This is a genomic window from Candidatus Leptofilum sp., assembly GCF_965223525.1.
Classification (GTDB): Bacteria; Chloroflexota; Anaerolineae; order Promineifilales; family Promineifilaceae; genus Leptofilum.
In genome coordinates this window covers 1,706,967-1,724,693 of sequence record NZ_CBDCWX010000005.1, presented here as the reverse complement: position 1 = coordinate 1,724,693, position 17,727 = coordinate 1,706,967, and the positions used below count along the sequence as shown (strand labels likewise).

Genomic DNA, 17,727 nt, shown 5'->3' with positions numbered 1-17,727 from the left:
TGGGTTTTGATAATGCTTTACCTCGTAGCAACCCCCATCGGTAATCTTGGTGATATTACGCTGCGCGCGTTAGAAACACTGCGCCAAGTGGATGCGGTTGCTAGCGAAGACACGCGCAAAACAGGCCGCTTGCTCAAACATTTTAAGATTAGCAAACCGCAAATCGCCTTCCATGAACACAACGAAGCGAAGGCAGGCAACAAAATCATCAGCCTACTGCAAGAAGGCAAGTCGGTGGCGGTGGTGACAGACGCGGGTACGCCGGGCATTTCAGACCCTGGCTACTCGATTGTGCAGCGAGCCGTGGCCGAAAACCTGCCTGTCACCATGATTCCTGGCCCGACGGCACTAATCATGGCCCTGGTCTTGTCTGGCTTGCCCGCCCACGCCTTCACCTTTCGAGGCTTTCCCCCCCGAAAAAGCGGCAAGCGGCAGCGTTTTTTGGCAGTGGATGCGGAATCTCCGCACACGCTCATTTTTTACGAGAGTCCGTATCGGCTTAAACCATTTTTAGAGGATGCGTTGGCGGTGTATGGGGATAGAGATGCGGCCGTTTGTAACGAACTCACCAAGCTGTACGAAACAGTCCATCGGGGTTGCCTTTCAGAGCTCATTGCCCATTTTGAAGATGAAGAGCCGCGCGGTGAGTATGTTGTTGCGATCGGCGGCTTCATTATTTAGCAAAGAGCCCTAATTTTTTTTGAGCAACTGATTAAGCGCAAAGGTCATGTTGGCTAACGGCCGTATGGAAGCACGATAAAGCACATAATAACTATTTCGCTCTGCCGATACCCAGCCAGCCTGGTGCAGCAATTTGAGATGTTTAGAAACGGCCGCTTCCGATAGGCCAATAATCGGAGCAAGTTCACGGGTTGAACGGGGTGTTTGAGCCACAAGCTGTAAAATTTGTAAGCGCGTGCCGTCCCCAATGGCGCGTAATGTCGTTAATAATTGTTCCGGCGGCAATGGCGATTGCCCAATATGGCGAATTTCTGGGAGGGGGTAGGTGATGGAAACAGAAAGCCGTTCATCTTGATCTCGGTGAAAGGTGAAAAGGGAGCTAGGGTAGGTGAAATAAGATGGGTAAAGATTCAAGGTGTCCTTGCTGCCCAGCCATCTTTCCTCATCCTCACTATTGTTGAAGAAAATCACTTCCCCACTGTCTTCATTTATGTGCATTTTAGGCATTAGGTCTGCCAACCCCTGAATCACGCCCTCCGCATAGAGACGCTGCCCACGACGGCCGATTTCTTGCAGAAAAAACGACTCTATTTCAGCCCAGGAAGCATGAAAAACCAATTCCCAATATTGCTTTATGAAGGTGATAAAGCGTTCCTTCAGCGCAGTTGGGTTCGTTAAAAGCAGGTCAACGATCTCAATTGAGTCGGGATAGTAGGTGGCGAGCCAATCGCGGGCTTGGCTTTGCAGCGTTGGCTCTTGTTGGAATGTTGCTAGCGTGGTGAAATGTTGCACGATGCGTTTGCCCGTAGGCGTGCTGCCAATGAGCAAAGCAGAAATAATGGCGTCGGTGAAGTGGGCTAACGGCCGTTTTGCCAACATCTCCAGCTCGATAGCAAAATCAGCTTCTTCAACCTGCCCTGTTTCCCACAGAAAAGTAAGCATTGATTGAAAGATAAGGGAAAAAAAGCGATGTTCCCGCCGCATACCGTCCGGCAACTGACGGCGCGTGGCCAAAGCCCAACCAATGTGCAAGGGATAATGTTTGTGGTCGCCCAGCACCTTTAGGCTTAACAGCAATTCATTGAGAACCGAGTAGCTGTAAGCCATGCGGGTAACAGGTAAGTTGTCTAGATGGAGTTTAATGCTCATCTGATTAACTGTTTAGTTAAATAGTTGATTCGCGTATAAACTATACCGTATCGTATTGCCGTCATGCAAATTTGGTTCTTTGGATTCTTGGGGTAGGGGCAGACCCCCGTGTCTGCCCACTCTGGGCGCACACGGGGATGCGCCCCTACAACGCACACGGGGGCGTGCCCCTACAAATGGTGCCGGTCTCCCGAAATCCTGAAGACCCGCAAATTTTTACAAGGTGGAAGTTCAGAAGGAGACGAAACAGATGCAATTACTAGAACAAATCGCTGATGCCATTCGGGAACGGTACATTTTGGTTGATGAGGCAGAAAATGTCATTGCGGCACTACAAACACATCGGGAAACAGTAGAAGCCCAACCGTCGCCACAGCATGTGGCCATGAAGCTGACTCAGATTTTGCGCGAGATAACGAATGACAATCATTTTGCCCTCATGCACGTGCCGGAAACGGCCGTTCCCGCCCCAAATCAACTCGACCTTTTTGCCCAAAGTGCGCGCCACAACCATTACTTTTATGAAGCCAAACGACTGGCGGGCAATATTGGCTACTTGGATATGCGGATGTTTGCTGGCAGTCAGGCCGCTATGGAAACGGCCGTTGCCGCCCTTGGGTTCCTGGCTCACAGTGACGCACTCATCTTTGATCTTCGGCAAAACCACGGTGGGATGCCCCAAATGATCCAGCTCATTATTAGCTATCTCGTGGCGGAACCCACCCTCATCAACACATTTTATGAGCGTGTGACGGATGAACACCGCCAATCATGGACATTGCCATTTGTGCCGGGAAAAAAGCTCATTAACATCCCCGTCTATGTGCTGATTAGCCACACAACCGGATCGGCGGCCGAGGAATTTGCTTATGATTTACAACAAATGGAGCGAGCAACGCTTGTTGGCGAAACGACGGTAGGGGCTGGGCATACGATTTCGGCCGTTTCCCTCGATGATGGTTTCCTGATACACGTGCCCAGCGGGCGGCCGATTAATCCCATCTCTGGTACAGGGTGGCAAGGCGTGGGCGTACAGCCCCACATCGCTACCGATGCGGCAGAGGCTTTGCCTGTGGCCCATGCTCACGCCCTAGAAAGCTTGTTGGCACAAGAGGCACCGGCTGATCTACAGGCTTTTCGCCAATGGGAGCTAGAGACAGTACGAGCCAATCAAGCACCCATTGCCGTAGACAACCCAAGCCAATATGTTGGTGAGTATGGGCAGAGCAAAGTTATCCTGGAAAATGGGCGTGACCTTCGTTATCAGTCTCCCATGTTTGACCAAATTTTAGTACCGATCAAGGAAGATGTTTTTGCTCTCACGGATGAAACGCGCCTCACCTTTACCAAAAATGAGATGATTGTCTCTTGGCGCGACCAACCTAATAAGATGCGATTACCTAAAGTGGCCTAGTTGTATAGCTTTCAATAAGCCAGAGGATGCCACCCACGTTACATTTTTTTCCAATTCAACACGTCTTTTACCTCTGGCAGAGCCAAAAACGAAGCCCGTAGCTCCCCTTCTGGAATCTGTTCGATGATAAAGTCGAGGGTGGCGCGGGCTTCTTGGCGGAATTTGGCCGCTTTTTCTTGTTTTCCCTGTTTTTCTAATAATACGGCCGTTAGCTTCTGGATTCGCCAGCGAACCCGCCGCTCTCCATGCTTTTCTGAAACAGCTAACGCCCTTTTGAGCGATGCCAACGCGGCCTCATCCTGATTAAGCTCAACATAGGCGCGTCCCAAAAGATAATAAAGCTCACTAACCAGCACGCCACATGTTTCATTCGGATCAACCCGATCAAGAAATGTAACCAGCATCGTTATGACTTCCGACGGTTTGGATTGGCTCAACAAGCTGATTGCTTGGGCCCGAATAACATAGCTGACAATGTAATAATAACTGTCATCAAGAGGAATTGAAGCATAGATTGGTTCCCATAGCTGCTGGGCTTCCTCATGCTTGCCATTAATAATCAACGCATACGTTACACAAGCACAAGCAACAGGATGCGTCCATTTTGGCACCGCTACGTCACCGTTCATAAAGCTTTTGTACATTTCTATCGCAAGCGAACTTTTCCCCAAATCTGCCAATATGAGCGCAAGCAGGCTGCTATGCAAGTTTGTAAAAAAGCCAATCTCCTTATCGATCGCTATCGTTTCTTCAATATATTTTATGGCTTGCCTATACTCCCCAAAATCCCAATATATCCATCCCATTAAGGATGATGCAGCCATGTTGTTGTAAAGATTATTGATTTCTTGGCTAAGCTGCCGTCCCTTTTGAGCCATGGCCATGGCGCTGTGTAATTTACCTTCGTACCAATAGCGCCAATAAGCAAAAGAGGTGTATGAGTCAGCCAACATTGGCAGATTGTTCAGTTCAAGCCACAGTTGACGTGCCTCATTTTCGGTTTTATGTGCGCTGTCCCACTGCCTAAGTTCTCGGTATACCTGCACAATATCGTTGAGCGAAAAGGCCAATTGCGAGCGCAAACTATGTTCTCTGGAGATGGCGATAGAGGCTTCCCCGTGGGCAAGTGCCTTTTCGGGATAGAGATGGGCAAACCTGTGATGGAGCAGAAGCAACCAATGGGCTTTCGCTTCCGCTGCTTTGTCCCCTAGCTGTTGGGCTAAACGGAGGGCTCGTGTGGCATAAGCTTCAGAGATGGTCAAATCTTGTACTGGGGTAGAGGTGGCATAGAGTGTGGCTTCTCCTATGAGGGAAGCGAGCTGCAACGCCTGCTCTCCTATTTGCACCCCTAGCCGTTGCATCTCTTGGAAAAATTGCACCGCCTCAGCATATTGATGGTTCATTTGATAAGCGCGGCCTAAACGACTACACAAATCATGGAAATGTTGGGGAGGTTGGTTGGCGAGCCTGTTTTCCATGAGCAAATCATACGCACTGCGGTAATGCTCGATAGCATCTGCATAGCCAAAGGTGGCATTGGCTTTGTCGCCAGCTTGGATCAGGTAGCGGAAGGCGGGTTCGTATAATCTGGCCTGAAGGGCGTGGAAAGCGAGTTCGGCGGCGGATGAGGCGGCCGTTTCCAGCACATTCAGCGCGCGACGATGATAGATGCGCCGTCGTGCTTCCCCTGCTTGGTCATAAACGACCTGGCGAATATTGTCGTGAGAAATATTGTAGGGATTGTTCCCTGCTCGTTCGGAAATTAGAGAGTGATTGAGCAAATTATCTAATGAGTTGAGTCCGCTTAACTCCTCGATACCCGCAATTTGGCACAGATGCTCAAATTGGCAGTGACGGCCGATTATGGCCGCACTTAGAAGCAGCGTATTATCTTCGTCACTGAGGCGGCGTAAGCGAGCTAGAATGATTTCGCGGATGGTGGGGGGCAAGGGGAGACGAACGGCCGTTTGAATCTGCTGCCATCCCTTTTCCACATCAAGTTGATTGCCGCTCTCTCCGATTGGCGACAAAATATTCTCTTCGATCAGCATCCAAACAATCGCTTCAATAAAAAAGGGAGACCCATTCGATTCGTTAAACAGCCATTGGCTAAACTGTTTTGTCACCTGCACAGGAGTTGATTGTGAGGCAAATTGGGAAACCATCTGCTCAATATGAGTTTGCTCTAGGGGAGCTAATGCCATCCGTGTTAATGCTTTGTTGCGCTCCACTAGATGGAGCCATTCATTTAAGTGAGAGCCAGCCAGCAAGGCTTCGCTACGGGCGGTGAGCAAGAGCATGATTGGCGTATGGCTCTCTTGCCAGCGATGCACCACATATTGCAACATATCCAGCGACCCCTCATCTGCCCATTGAATATCATCGAGGGAAAAGATGACGGTTTGGCGTTTGGCTAACGCCATGCCCAGCAGTGCCACCGATTCAAACAAGCGCGATTTGGCGATGTCATCATTGCTTTCTGTCGGTTTTGGTAAATCTGGATACCGCTCGCGCAGTTCGGGCAGTAAGCGGCTTAGTTCAACAAGCCACACATCTGGCAATAGATCATCGGGGGCATTTTCGGCGTCTAATCGCTGCCGCAGGGCATGGATGAGGGGCTGGTAGGATAGACGACCACCCATCTCAAAGGCACGGCCGTTTAGCTGGTCTGTTTCTATCGCTTGCACAGAGACCCAGTTAAAAAAGGTCTCGACCAATCTTGTTTTACCAATGCCCGCACTGCCACTAATGAGGACAACTTGTGTTTGTCCTGCTGTGGCATAACGAAATCGATCGACTATTTTTTGATGTGATTCACCCCGTCCAACAAAAGGGGGGGTGAATACGGCCGTTTCTTTTGCGGGAGATGTTGGTGAACGGCCGTTACCTGCCATCTTTTCCGGTGAGGTATTCAATAAAGCGGCCGTTTCTGGCGACGGTTCTAAACCAAACTCCTCATCTAACATCTTGGCACAGGCTGCAAAAGTTTGCGACGCAGCCGAGCGATTACTAGCCAATAGATGGGCTTCGATCAGATGTTGATAGGCTGGCTCACTTAGGGGGGCAATTGCTAACCATTCGGTTGCCGTTTGCACCGCTTGGGCTGAAGCTAACTGATCTAAATGATGTCGTGTGAGGCGCGCAAAGATCGCTTCAATACGCTGCTGACACGCTTCACGCTCGATGGCGGCCCATTCATCAAAGCCAACCGCATCTTTTAGGCTAAAACCTGTAAGGAAGTCACCGCGATAGGCAGAAACGGCCGTTTGCCACTCAGCAACAGTCGCATTATTGCCATACCCCATCGCCACCGCATCCAAATCAACCACATAAGCGGCTTCAAAATCAAAGCTGATCAAGTTCCCCTCTGTGATAATTGTGATTTCTGTGGGTACTAATGTCTGGCGCAGGCGGGAAACGGCCGTTCTCAGCGAATTGCGCCCGCGCGTTGGGTCACTGTCCGGCCAAAATAGGGCAATCAGGCTGTCCCGCGAGTGGCGTTGTTTTGTAACCACCAAATAAATAAGAAGAGCCAAAATTTTGCGGCTGCGAAAGCGCAAAGAGTCTCCTTGAAAGCGTATTTCAGGCGTACCCAGCAGGTGAATTGAAAGAGGTTTGGTAATGGCTTCCATTAAGTTGGTATTGGTTTGGTATTGGTCAGCCAATAAAGTTCATTTCATAAGTTTGGCGGCACACAAATATAACTGATAGCCCCAAAAATTAAAACTCAATACTTTATAAGGAGATTCATAATGAGTACAGCAACAGCAATTAAAAATGGACAAGCAAATTTAAATGGTGCAGACAACACAATCCATCACCTTGTGTGGCAAATACGCAACGCCCGTAAAGAGTGGGCCATCATTTTTGATGGGGTTTCAGATGAAGACGGCGAAAAACGCTTTGGCCGCATCAACAGCCTGGGCTGGTTTATGGCTCACCTGGCCTGGCATGAGATGATGAACCTCGGCGCATTCACTGGGGAAATGATGTTCCCACAGTTGCATGAACTGGCAGGAAAAGGCAATCCAGCAACCACGCCCAAATTGAGCGAAGTGCGCGCCCTTTGGGAACAAATCACCGAAGCCGTGGACGAATATCTTGTCACACTGACAGTGGACGACCTCTTGGGTGAAGTCAACTACTTTGGCTGGGTTTACCCAGAAAATCTAGGGTCCGTATTGCAGCGCACCAATAATCATTACTTTTTCCACATGGGTGAAGCGTTCGCCGTGCGCCAGCTATTAGACCACACAGGCTTCCCTGAGGTGATGGCAGATGAAGGCGCAATGGATTATTATCCCGAGCGGTAATTGCCAGACTCAAGCCAAGATTGATTTTACAGATGGCAACGCCAAAAACGAAGCCCGTAGCTCCCTTTCAGGAATGTTCTCAATGATTGCTTCGAGGGTTGCACGGGCTTTTTTTGTCAAAGCCAACAAATATCTTGAATTAGATTGACCAATTCTACATAAACCATCAAATCCTCCCCCTTAATCTCACAAGACTACCCCTAGGGGGGGTGAACTCCCCCTGCCAAAAATTTACACTCTTTTGCAGATAACGACACGCGCTGAATTTGCAAAGGAGAACATCATGGAACTGACAATGGGGTTACTTATGGGATTTGCCTATATGGCTTCACCGGGGCCAATTACAAGTGAAACGTTACGTCGAGGAACGATTTTTGGTTTTCCAGCCGCTATCTCCTTCCAATTAGGCGGCATGATTGGGCATCTGTTTTATGCGCTCTTGGCCTATTCCGGTGTTCAGGTTTTGTTGAAAATGGGTCAGTTGCAGTTGGTTCTTGGGGTTTTCAGTGCTTGTTTACTCCTTTATTTGGGAATTTCAAGCATCAAAGATCGCAATCTGTTTCTCCAAGAGGTTGATGAAGGAAGTAAACCGGGATGCTCAATCATTCACACATTTTTTGCAGGTGGCCTGATTTCCATTACCAATCCATTTGCCATTGCGTTTTGGCTTTCGCTAAGTAGTCAAGCAAAAAATATTCCGGTTGATTCAGAGATTTTTTTGGCTGGGTTTTTTATTAGCTTAACGGCCGTTGCCGGCATCCTCGTTATCTTGGCCTGTCATTTGATGAAACGAATCGACATGAAATGGTCTAAACTGATTATTTCAGGCTGTGGTTTAGTTTTGATTGGGTTTGGAATAAAAGTCGCATACTCTGTTTTGCTAGCTGTTTAGGATTTAGTTACTTGTGGCCTTGAAGTTCGGCGAGTTGTTGTGCAATCACCTGTTTTGGGTCACTTTCGGGCAATGAAGCCTTCAAAGCCTCAAATTCAGCGGTAGAAAAATGAGCGTCAAGCGCAGTTTGTATCTGTTCAACTTCGTGCTTGATATAGGGATCACCCTTATAACTATCCCCAAAATAGATGAAGGCGGTCGCACATTTGGTTAGATCAATTACGGTTAACCAATATCGGCTAAAAGCAAGCAAGCAGTCCGTATTGAAGCGGCTAGGCGTATCTGGTTGAAGAGAATGGTCAGCACCGCGCTCTAAATATATTTTTGCTTGCTGGGGCAACCCTGCTTTGGCGTAAACCCGCGCAAGCATTAAATTTTGTGCCGCTCTATGACCTGTATAGTTGAATTGAGTTGCTATTTGCAGGGCCTCCTTTGTGTACCGAATGGCTTGCGCCCAATCGGACTGCATTTCATAGTAAAAAGCCCAGCCATAGAAATAATGCTCCATTGTGCGCTTGGGGGCATTTAAATCCCCTATAATTTGATCCGCCTCAGTGAGATAGATTTCTGCTTCCGCAAACATCTGCGCCGAGCATGACAATTGGCTTAACACGTATAATCGCCTTGCGATGCCGGCTCGCTCACCAATCAATCTTTTCAAAGCGAGGCTTTCTTCAAAAAGGGCGCGCGGTTCCTCAAGATGACCGAGTTCCATCAGCATTAGCCCAAGATTATAGGTGGCACTTGCCAGCAGGGCATCATTTTCCTGTTGCCTTGTCATGTTGACTGCCTTCCTGGCGATTTCAATTGCCTTTTCGTTGTTCCCTAACAATCTGTGGGCATCACCTAAGCGATTTAAGGCGAGAAACATATGTCCAGGGTGAGCTACGCTTTGACTTAACGCCCAATATTGGTCGGCGAGTTCAACGGTTTTTTCATAATCATTGATATCAAGAAGCGATGTTGTTACGGTGCCATAGGCCGATAATTTAAGCTGGACATCTTCTTGCGTCTCAGCAAAATCAAACAACTGTTCCGCAAGCTCAGCCGCCTGTTCAATTTCCCCAAGCTGCAGTAGAAAATAGTTCTTGCGTCTGATAAGCTTTGCCCAAACTGGACTTAGCGGTAAATGGGCAAGGGCACGCGAGCAGTACAGAATACCTTCATTGAAGTAGGATTTACTATACCAATAATCAGACATGGCGGCGGTGAGGGTAACGGCCGTTTCCCATATTTCATCCTGTTGCCCCAATCCCCAATCCAAGGCCACAGCTACATTTTCCTTTTCTAACTCTACCTCCCGTAAAGGGTACAAATAATCGCCATGCTCAAGCGCAACAAGGGTGTCGGTGACATACGCTGCAAAATAGGCAAGATGGTCAGCTTTTGCTTCTTGGAGATGGCCGCTATCTTTCAGCTTCTCAAACGCAAACTGCTGCACCAGCGGATGCAAATCGTACCGTCGTTCCGCCACCTGCTGCACAAAGGATTTGTGCTGGAGCGATTGCAACAGCCTAATGGAAGCACCCGCCACAGCTTTGGCCGCTTTGCGACGAAAACCCCCACGAAAAATAGCCAGCTTCATACACGCTCTTTGTTCTTGGCGAGATAGCTTTTCCCAACTGGCGGAAAGCACCGTGCGTATGCTTTGCTGCCGCTCAGGGATGTTACGCATTTCGGTGGAGAGTATGTCTAAGTCTTGGCGTATCTCTTCCGCAATTTCGTCTACATCGAGCGAATCAACCCAGGAGGCGGCTAAAATAATGCCCAAGGGTAACCCACCAACCAGATTGACGATTTGCTGCACATGAGCAATGTCTGGAGCGTTTAATACAAAGGTCGCTTTCAATGTTCTGGCAACCGCCTCAAAAAGCTGGGATCCATTTTCTTTTAGCCCTTTCAGCTCTAAAACGGTTTCGCCGTAGAGGTTGAGCCGCTCTCTGGAGGTAACAAGGATGCGGCAGGTGGGTGCCGCTTTCATCAGTCCATCTACGAGGTCAGCCCCATCCAGGATATGCTCAAAGTTATCGAAGATAAGAACCATTTTCTTGTCGCGGCAAGCGTCGAAAAGCTGCTGTTTTTGGTCATCTGTCCCTTTGGCATTGATGCCCAGTGCCTGCAATGCCACCGTGATGATGTTGTTGGCATGGTTCAAGGGGGCCAACTCGAACAGGTAAACCCCATCAGGGTATGTTTCTAACAATTGATGGCCTGTTTCGATGGCGAGGCGGGTCTTGCCCATGCCGCCGGGGCCTAAGACGGTGAGCAGGGGGGTGTTTGGCTGTCCTAAAATTGTGGTGATTCGTTTGATTTCTTTGTCGCGCCCCATGAAGGGGGTGGCGATTGTGGGGAGGTTGTGGGGTTGGGCGGTTGGAGTGGAAACGGCCGTTTCTCCACTCCTAATCAAGCCTAATCGCTGCGCTTTGGCAATTGCCTCTGTGCGCCGACTGGTACCCAGCTTGCTATAGATTTGCTTGTTATACCAACGAACCGTCTCTTTGGTGATAAACAGCTTTTCACCAATGGCGGCATTGGTTAGCCCATCAGCCATCAAGCTCAAAATCTCTAGCTCACGGTCTTTAAATTCATCTAAAAGAAAATCATCAACATCAGACATGATGAACCTAATACAGGTGCAGGATCTGCTTGATTTCCACGTTTACTTCCAACTCTTCCCACCTACTTGTGATACTGTTCGCCCGCCAAAATGGTGCAGGCGCGGTAAAGCTGCTCCAGCAGCAAAATGCGCGCCATTTCGTGGGTAAAGGTGAGCGGGGAGAGGGAGATTTGTTCGTGGCAAGCGGCCAGCACGTCGTCTGAGAAACCCAAAGGGCCACCAATGAGGAAAGCGATACGGCCGTACCCCTCCACCCGTTTTTGCAGCCATTTTGCCAGGTTGGGGCTGGTTTGCATTTTGCCCGTTGGCGTGAGGGCAATGAGGCGGTGGCTGTCGCTGGTCGCCCGCAGAAGCTGCTCCCCCTCTTTGGCCATCGCCACGTCATCGGGGATGCGGCGACCAACCACATCTTTCACTTCAATCAGATCAAGCGTCGTGTATCGCCTCAATCGCTTGACATAATCATCTTGAGCCGCCAGCCACGCCCTGCTTTTGATTTTGCCGACGGCGGCGATGGTGAGACGGCCGTTCAGTCGCATCTTTCGGTAATCGGTAAACAGTAATCGGTGATCGGTTTCACGGATTACCGTTCACCGATTACCGACCTACCGGATAATCCCAAGCTGCCGCCCGCCTTCAATAATCGTGTCGGCACAATAGTTAATATCTTCAATGCAGTGTGCCGCGGAGACGCAAGCACGCAGCCGTGCCTGGCCTTCTGGCACCACGGGCGCCACCACTGCCTGCACAAAAATGCCTCGATCCTGGCAATGCTTCGCCAGCAGCGCCGCCCGGTCTGTGCTGCCACACACCACCGGCACGATGGCCGTCTCCGTGTACAGCAGATCAAACCCTGCCTGGCGCAGCCGTCCGGCAAAATGATCATAATTATCTTGCAGCTTCTTCACGCGCCACGGTTCGGCTTCAATCACGTCGAAGGCAGCTTTGGCCGCCCCGGCTGAACCTGGGGGAATCGCCGCTGAAAAAATAAAGGCGCGGGCTTCATGCTTCAAAAATTGAACCAGCTCTTTCTTGCCCGCCACATAGCCACCCGCACTAGGAATTGCCTTGCTCAGCGTGCCCATTTTGATGTCGATGCTGTCTGGCGGCAGGTCGAAATGCTCTTCAATACCATGTCCCGTCTCGCCCAAAACGCCGATGGAATGGGCTTCGTCAATCATTAAATAGGCTCCATATTTGCGGCAGAGGCGCACCATTTCTGGCAGGTTGATGATGTCGCCATCCATGCTGAATACTGAATCGGCGATGACCAGCTTACGGCCGTTCCCCCCAGCTTCTTGCAACCGTCTTTCCAGGTGATCCATGTCGTTGTGGCGAAAGCGCACAAATTTAGCCATCGCCAATAGGCAGCCATCCACAATGCTGGCGTGGTTCAGCTTGTCACAAATCACCGTATCTCCCTTGCGGAGCAGGCTAGATATGGTTGCCAAGTTGGTAACGTAACCGCTAGAGAAGGTGATGGCTGCTTCCGTTTGCTTAAACTGTGCGATGCGGTCTTCAAGCTCATTATGCAGCTTGAGAGAGCCTGCCAGCAGGCGCACCCCGTGCGTGCCGGTGCCGTAATGGTCTACGGCCGCTTTCGCCGCCGCGTTAATCTCTGGATGTCCAATCAGTCCCAGGTAGGAGTAGCTCCCCAGCATAATCATCTCGCCGTGATTTTCTACATTGACACGGCCGTTTGGCAAAATATCCTTTGTCGCCTCCAGGTAAAAATAGAGCCCCACCTCTTTGTAATGCTCAATATCCCACAAAGTTTCCGGCACAAGACCCGGTTTTTTTAACGTGGTTTCCCCGATCATTGATTTCTCCTCAAATAGATAGTGGTTCAGGCTGTCGCCAAATTGCCTGAACAGCAGCCTGATTTTATCCTTTGCCGCATCATTTCTCAAACAAGTTACGCATTCCTGGCTAAATCGTTGCTCAGAATGGCTCGTCGCCGCTTGCCCCTTGCCTGCAATCCTGCGACAATTTGGCTTTTGGTAAACGGTAAACAGTAATCGGTAATGTCGCTGTGCGACCGCTTCGCGTACGGTGACTGATTACGGATAACCGATTACGGATTAGGGAAAGATGCCAAAACCAACCCGCATCATCAAATGGCGCGTTCGGCGTCAGCAGCGCAGGCAGCGCAGCGGCCTCAACGTTTTTCGTTGGCTGAGTGTGATTGTGTTAGGCTTGGCAACGGCCGTATTCACATTCGTCATTTTGGGAGCTGTGGGGGTAACGGCTGTACTCGCCAGCTTCACCCGCGATTTGCCTGACTTCACAGAGCTGGAGCGGCTGGGCCAAGACAGCAGCACCACCTTCGAGACCAGCAAAATCTACGCCTGGGGCAATCCCACCGCCGACGGCCAGCGCGACCTCACCCTCATCTACGAAATCATAGACCCCCTCGGCGGCGACCGCCAATGGATTCCCCTCGACCAGATTCCCCAGCAGCTCATTGATGCCACCATCGCCATCGAAGACCGCACCTTCTACACCAACCAGGGCTTCGACATGATCGGCATTGGCCGCGCCTTCAACGAATACATCCTGCAAGGCGGCGACATCCAGGGCGGTTCCTCGATTACCCAGCAGGTCGTTAAAAACAACCTCATCGAACCGGAGCGGCGCATTGTGGGCGAGGTGGGGCTGGACGATTACCAACGCAAGCTGGAAGAGCTGCTGTTGGCGCGGCAGGTATCGCAAACCTACAGTAAAGAGCAAGTTTTAGAGTGGTATCTCAACACCAACTTCTACGGCAATCTGGCTTACGGCATCGAAGCCGCCGCCCGCATTTACTACGATAAACCCGCCGCCGACCTCAGCCTGGCCGAAGCCACGATGCTGGCCGCAATCCCCCAATCTCCTGCTCTGAACCCGATCAACAACCCGGAAGCAGCCAAAGCGCGGCAAGAGTTGGTGCTGGATGCCATGGTGCGGGAGGGGATGATTAGTACGGAAACGGCCGCAGCCACCAAGCTGCTCCCCGTCCCCGTCGTCAACGCCATCACCGACCGCTTCGACATTATTGCCCCCCACTTTGCCCTGTACGTGCAGCAGCAGTTAGAGCAAATGTTTGGCCCCGATTTAGTCCTGGGCGGTGGCTTGCGCGTCTACACCACGCTCGACCTCACCTACCAGCAGCAGGCCGAATGTGTGGCGCGGGCGCACGTTAACCGACTCTCTGGCGCAATTGGCCCCGGCCTGCCCGCCGACGAACAAAGTAGCTGTGCCGCGCTCGACTTTTTGCCGCCGCTGCGACCCGGTGACGAAGGTGTAGATCATGCGGTGCGGAATGCGGCCGTTCTCATGCTAGACCCCCGCACCGCCGAAATCAAAGCAATGGTCGGCAGCCTAAACTATTGGGATGAGAGCATTGATGGCTCTTTTAACGTCGCCGTGGATGGCCTGCGCCAGCCCGGCTCTGCCTTCAAGCCCTTCACCTACCTCACTGCACTCAGTCAAGGCTACTCCGCCGCCAGCATGGTGCTGGACGTGGAAACCGATTTCAGCGAAGCCAACAACGGCATCCCCTACGTGCCACAAAATTACGGCCGTCAATTTAATGGCCCGATGCGGCTGCGGCAGGCGTTGGCCAACAGCTACAACGTCCCCGCCGTACAGGTGATGAGCTGGGTGGGCGTCAACAAAGTCCTCCGCACCGCCCACAGCCTGGGCATCAACAGCCTGGACCAGGGCAGCGGCAGCTACGGCCTTGCTCTCACCCTCGGCGGCGGCGAAGTCTCCTTGCTGGACATGGCGTACGCCTTTTCCGTCATGGACAACATGGGCGTGATGGTCGGCCAACCCCGCCCGACTGAGCAAATCCGTCCCGGTTACCGTACGCTTGACCCCGTCGCCATCCTGCGCGTGGAAGACCAAAATGGCAACGTCCTGTACGAGTACAACCAGCCCCAGCGCCGCGAAATTCTTACCGCCCAACTCGCGTATGTGATGAACGACATGCTCTCTGACCGCAGCGCCCGCTGTGCTGCCTTTGGCTGTCCCAACGTGCTGGAACTGCCCAATAACCGCCCTGCCGCCGCCAAAACCGGCACCACCAACGATTTCCGCGACGGCTGGACCATCGGCTACACGCCGCAGTTGGTTACGGGCGTGTGGATTGGTAACAGCGACAACAGCCCGATGCAAGACGTGCCCGGTTCCAAGGGGGCGGCTCCTATCTGGCATGCGCTGATGAGCTGGGCGCTGCAAGACGAACCGCTGGAAAATTGGCCGCGCCCCACGGGCATCGTAGAGCAACCAGTGTGCAATCTGTCTGGCCTGCTGCCCACCTCGTTCTGCCCCACCGTCTCCGAGATTTTCATTGACGGCACGCAGCCAACCATTTTTGACAATATGTACCAGGAGTTTGCCATCAACCGGGAGACGGGGCGGCTGGCGACGATTTACACCCCGCCGGAGCTGATTGACCGGGAGCTATTTGTGGTCTACCCGGACGCCGCCGCTGACTGGGTGCGCGAAAACGACATCCCGCAGCCGCCAGACGAGTACGACACGATCACCGCGCCGGACAGCCCCACGGAGAACATCCGCATTAGCTCGCCCGCGCCGTTTGCCTTTGTACGGGGGCAGGTGGTCATCACCGGCACCGCCCGCAGCGATAATTTTGCCTTTTACCGCCTGGCTTACTTTGAAGGTCTCACGCCCGACAACCTGCAAACGCTGGCGGATAACGTAACGGAGCCGCGCGAAAACGCGGAGCTGGCCGTCTGGGATGTGTCGGAACTGGAAGGACTGTACACGCTGCTGCTGACGGTGGTGCGCCAGGATGGCGGCTTCGAGGAGTACAGCGTGCAGGTGACGGTGGACAACACGCCGCCCACGGCCGAAATCCTGTTCCCGCTGCCTGACCAGCAAATCTTCACCGACGAGGAGTGGGTGATTGTGCAGGCGCAGGTGGCGGATGATGTGTCGCTAGACCGGGTGGAGTTTTATGTGGACGGGGCGGAGGTGCCGTTTGCCATCAGCACGGTGCCGCCGTTTACGGAAAAGTGGGACATCCCGGGGCCGGGTTGTCACAGCTTCCGCGTGGTTGCTGTTGATGCGGCGGGGAATGAGAGTGAGGAGGGAGGAAATACGGCCGTATCCGTCTGCCTCATCAACCGTGAGTAAATCCCTATTCGCATTTTTAAAATTGATTGAACGGGAATGGTCGTTAAAACCTCTCGCAACTCAACATCATCAATCGTATCAGCTACAATGGCTTTATGTTAATATGGCGACTGTAGTGACGAAGAATAATGTAGAGAAAATCGTGTGTATAAGTATCAGATATTGAGCATCCCTAGCCAGCAAATCGTTTTTTCAAAAGCCAAGATTTGTTACTTCAAACCACTTTAAACTATCAAGAAATTTTTTGTCGCTATCTGTTGTAATTTGTTTGTGAAAAATATCGCTGTGACCCAGAATTTTTAGATAATTGTTGACGAATAATAAAAGCTTTTTAGCTGCGGTTTTTGAGAATGTGTAAGGCTCAACGAAGTGATGTTCGTTAAGATCATAGCAACCCCATTCGCTGAACATGCTAATCTTTTGGGGATTATCATGATTCTGCCTAATCAGAGACTTAATATTTTTATCGATCCGTAAGGTGTTAAACTTCCATTGAGAAGATAAAGAATCACACTTAGACAGTACTGTTTGTGGTAATAACTCCCCGTGAATAATTGGATTCCGAATTTCGTGAATCAACTTTATTAATTGAATATAATTTTGTATATGTTTACGTAAATCAGGTTGTTTGCCTCTGATTGCTTTAAGAAAATTTTTGTCATTAGGATTTAAAGAAACTTCATTTGAATTAAAATTAATTCCTAGTTTGCTATTAGTGTACAAGGCTAAGTAATCAAAAATGCCTGTCATCAGAGTTATTAAGTAGTTGAAATGGTAAGCTGTATTGATTGATGTGTCGTTATGTACTTTTAAGAAATACTGAAAGCCCAAATTGTCAATAGCCATTAATAAATAAATCAATCTATCCGTAAGAGATTGCAGTTCTCCGTCACTGAAATCAAAGTTCCTGACTTTTGTTCTTAATGAATACAAGTAGAACAGGAACTTACTGAGGCTGGCATTATAAGTATATCGATATTCATTATTAAATTTCAAAAAAAGATCAACAATTTCACATGCTTCATCAAAGCTAACAATATTAAAAATTTCTTCTGTATAAGCTTGAGGGGAGAAAGACAATCTGTTTTTTAAAAGTTTTTGCCGATTGGTAACGAATGTTAGCTTATCCAATGGTTTATCATGAAATTTGTCAAATAATCCCCTATCGTCTGAGGGAATAAATGATGCTACTGTATTAGCAAGAAGAATTTCGTTGATCTCGTATTGACTAATATTTTCCTTATTGTACATTTTTTTGGTCTCATTGATGATGTATTCTTCAACGTAATGAAACCCTGTTTGCATACCGTGATCTTTGTCAAACTCAATCATAGTGGTTGCATAAGAGTAATCATCTCCAATATTTAATGGAGAAAATGAAGGGATCTCTAGTATTTCATCATAAGGGGTATTATCTGGAGTGCGAATGAATTGAAATTTTTCGTGCTTAGAAAAATCCAAAAACGTTTTGGTTTTTCTGAAATGTCCCTTAGCCAATTCATCTTCCAATAAATCGCTG

12 protein-coding genes are annotated in these 17,727 nt (G+C 50.1%); 6 read left to right on the top strand and 6 right to left on the bottom strand.

The window, feature by feature from the left end:
* Positions 1-12 precede the first annotated feature (12 nt).
* On the top strand, positions 13-681 hold the full coding sequence (rsmI, locus tag ACOQPM_RS13000) for a 16S rRNA (cytidine(1402)-2'-O)-methyltransferase (RefSeq protein ID WP_420629692.1): 669 nt from the start codon (positions 13-15) through the stop codon (positions 679-681).
* Between the two features lie 9 nt (positions 682-690).
* Here the strand turns inward: rsmI and ACOQPM_RS12995 are convergent, their stop codons facing one another.
* Positions 691-1,830 (bottom strand): DUF5937 family protein, encoded by a 1,140-nt coding sequence (locus tag ACOQPM_RS12995; protein ID WP_420629691.1) that lies wholly within the window; start codon positions 1,828-1,830, stop codon positions 691-693.
* A 250-nt stretch (positions 1,831-2,080) separates the two neighbouring features.
* Between ACOQPM_RS12995 and ACOQPM_RS12990 the strand changes: the two genes are divergently transcribed.
* A complete protein-coding gene (locus ACOQPM_RS12990) occupies positions 2,081-3,244 on the top strand; it encodes a S41 family peptidase (protein WP_420629690.1) in 1,164 nt (387 codons plus the stop codon).
* Between the two features lie 38 nt (positions 3,245-3,282).
* Here the strand turns inward: ACOQPM_RS12990 and ACOQPM_RS12985 are convergent, their stop codons facing one another.
* On the bottom strand, positions 3,283-6,909 hold the full coding sequence (locus tag ACOQPM_RS12985; RefSeq protein ID WP_420629689.1) for an AAA family ATPase: 3,627 nt from the start codon (positions 6,907-6,909) through the stop codon (positions 3,283-3,285).
* A gap of 87 nt (positions 6,910-6,996) precedes the next feature.
* Here ACOQPM_RS12985 and ACOQPM_RS12980 point away from each other — a divergent pair, with 87 nt between their 5' ends.
* The 3 genes from ACOQPM_RS12980 (at position 6,997) to ACOQPM_RS12970 (ending at position 8,449) form a co-directional block, all read left to right on the top strand.
* Positions 6,997-7,557 carry a DinB family protein gene (locus ACOQPM_RS12980; protein WP_420629688.1) on the top strand — a complete coding sequence of 187 codons (561 nt, stop codon included), beginning with the start codon at positions 6,997-6,999 and terminating at the stop codon, positions 7,555-7,557.
* Positions 7,523-7,705, top strand: coding sequence for a hypothetical protein (locus ACOQPM_RS12975; protein ID WP_420629687.1), 183 nt, complete (start codon positions 7,523-7,525; stop codon positions 7,703-7,705). The genes ACOQPM_RS12980 and ACOQPM_RS12975 overlap by 35 nt, the downstream gene beginning before the upstream one ends.
* Positions 7,706-7,840: 135 nt before the next feature.
* Positions 7,841-8,449: a LysE family translocator gene (locus ACOQPM_RS12970; RefSeq protein ID WP_420629686.1), complete on the top strand. Its 609-nt coding sequence runs from the start codon at positions 7,841-7,843 to the stop codon at positions 8,447-8,449.
* Between the two features lie 7 nt (positions 8,450-8,456).
* Here the strand turns inward: ACOQPM_RS12970 and ACOQPM_RS12965 are convergent, their stop codons facing one another.
* The 3 genes from ACOQPM_RS12965 to ACOQPM_RS12955 all read right to left on the bottom strand — a co-directional run bounded on the left by ACOQPM_RS12965 (position 8,457) and on the right by ACOQPM_RS12955 (position 12,886).
* Positions 8,457-11,066 (bottom strand): tetratricopeptide repeat protein, encoded by a 2,610-nt coding sequence (locus ACOQPM_RS12965; protein ID WP_420629685.1) that lies wholly within the window; start codon positions 11,064-11,066, stop codon positions 8,457-8,459.
* A gap of 62 nt (positions 11,067-11,128) precedes the next feature.
* Positions 11,129-11,605, bottom strand: coding sequence for a 23S rRNA (pseudouridine(1915)-N(3))-methyltransferase RlmH (locus ACOQPM_RS12960; RefSeq protein WP_420629684.1), 477 nt, complete (start codon positions 11,603-11,605; stop codon positions 11,129-11,131).
* A 66-nt stretch (positions 11,606-11,671) separates the two neighbouring features.
* The gene (locus ACOQPM_RS12955) at positions 11,672-12,886 is read right to left on the bottom strand and encodes an aminotransferase class I/II-fold pyridoxal phosphate-dependent enzyme (protein WP_420629683.1); all 1,215 of its coding nucleotides are present in this window, start codon (positions 12,884-12,886) and stop codon (positions 11,672-11,674) included.
* A gap of 271 nt (positions 12,887-13,157) precedes the next feature.
* Here ACOQPM_RS12955 and ACOQPM_RS12950 point away from each other — a divergent pair, with 271 nt between their 5' ends.
* Positions 13,158-16,208 (top strand): penicillin-binding protein, encoded by a 3,051-nt coding sequence (locus ACOQPM_RS12950; RefSeq protein ID WP_420629682.1) that lies wholly within the window; start codon positions 13,158-13,160, stop codon positions 16,206-16,208.
* Positions 16,209-16,400: 192 nt separating this feature from the next.
* Here the strand turns inward: ACOQPM_RS12950 and ACOQPM_RS12945 are convergent, their stop codons facing one another.
* Positions 16,401-17,705, bottom strand: a complete 1,305-nt coding sequence (locus tag ACOQPM_RS12945; protein ID WP_420629681.1) for a hypothetical protein — start codon at positions 17,703-17,705, stop codon at positions 16,401-16,403.
* Positions 17,706-17,727 lie beyond the last annotated feature (22 nt).